1 protein-coding gene is annotated in these 1,563 nt (G+C 40.2%); it reads left to right on the top strand.

The window, feature by feature from the left end; genetic code table 11:
* Positions 1-265 precede the first annotated feature (265 nt).
* Entirely contained in the window at positions 266-1,474 is a 1,209-nt protein-coding gene (locus AB5213_RS17075; RefSeq protein WP_368277027.1) for an IS110 family transposase, read from the top strand.
* Positions 1,475-1,563 lie beyond the last annotated feature (89 nt).

Below are 1,563 nucleotides of genomic sequence, written 5' to 3'. Positions count from 1 at the left end.
TTTATGGTTAATATCCCTTACAGCCAGTAAGGAATTATCCATCTTGTTGCTTAAGCTGTATAATGATGGAGCAATCGGTATATCGTCTTCCAATCTTGGACTTCGCGTCCGTAAATTAGACTGATAACCAGCTCCTCATTCGCAGCGTTCGTTTTATGCAGGTTGAATCGCCATAGGTGCATTCGCGTCACACCACAGTAGATTGAATAGGCAATGAGTAAAACTGGTATTTATCCATTGCAATAATCTTAAGGAGTGACAATTTATGAACGCAGTAGGTATCGATGTTTCAAAAGGTAAGAGTATGGTTGCTATCATGCGACCTTTCGGTGAAATTGTTTCCGCACCTTTCGAAATCAAACACACAGCCAGTGATATCCATTCACTTGTAGAACTCATCAACTCTGTTGAAGGGGAGTCCCGAATCGTGATGGAGCACACAGGACGTTATTATGAAGTCCTCGCCCATCAGCTTTCAAAGGCAAATCTTTTCGTCAGTGCCATTAACCCAAAACTTATCAAAGACTTTGATAATGATTCTCTTCGTAAAGTGAAATCTGATAAAGCGGATGCTGTTAAGATTGCCCGATATGCTCTTGACAAATGGCAAAATCTTAAACAGTATAATGTTATGGATGAATTACGCAATCAGCTCAAAACCATGAACCGTCAGTTCGGCTTTTACATGAAGCACAAGACGGCTATGAAAAATAATCTTATCGGCATCCTTGACCAAACCTATCCTGGTGTTAATACTTACTTTGACAGTCCTGCACGCAGTGATGGCAGCCAGAAATGGGTTGATTTTGCATCTACATACTGGCATGTGGACTGTGTCCGTAAAATGTCTCTGAATGCCTTTATCGACCATTATCAAAACTGGTGCAAACGTAAGAAGTACAACTTCAGCCAATCCAAAGCTGAGGAAATCTATGGAAAAGCAAAGGAACTTGTTCCTGTACTTCCAAAGGATGCCATTACAAAGCTTATAATTAAGCAGGCTGTGGATCAGCTTAACAATGCCTCTACAACTGTTGAGTCACTACGCACTCTCATGAATGAAACTGCATCCAAACTCCCTGAATATCCTGTCGTTATGGCTATGAAAGGTGTTGGAACTTCACTCGGATCTCAGTTGATGGCTGAGATCGGAGATGTTTCCCGTTTCACTCACAAAAGTGCTATTACTGCATTTGCCGGTGTAGATCCCGGTGTTAATGAATCTGGAAGTTATGAACAAAAAAGTGTTCCAACCTCAAAACGAGGTTCCTCTGATCTTAGAAAGACTTTATTTCAGGTAATGGATGTCCTAATTAAAACACATCCTCAAGATGATCCTGTTTATCAGTTCTTAGACAAGAAACGTGCTCAAGGCAAGCCTTACTATGTCTATATGACTGCAGGTGCCAACAAGTTTCTAAGAATCTACTACGGACGAGTGAAAGAATATCTTTCATCTCTTCCTGAATCTTAATTATCCACTAATATTTTCAGACCAGCACTGGTGTGGTGGTCTTATTTTGATACCAAATTTTCAACCTGTATAAAATTTTCAATGTTCTT

The sequence above is a fragment of the Coprococcus sp. RTP21204st1_G4_RTP21204_210225 genome (assembly GCF_040915385.1).
GTDB classification, from domain to species: domain Bacteria; phylum Bacillota; class Clostridia; order Lachnospirales; family Lachnospiraceae; genus Allocoprococcus; species Allocoprococcus comes.
Note: the sequence above shows the minus strand (reverse complement) of the source record. Positions and strands in the feature narration are given on the sequence as shown.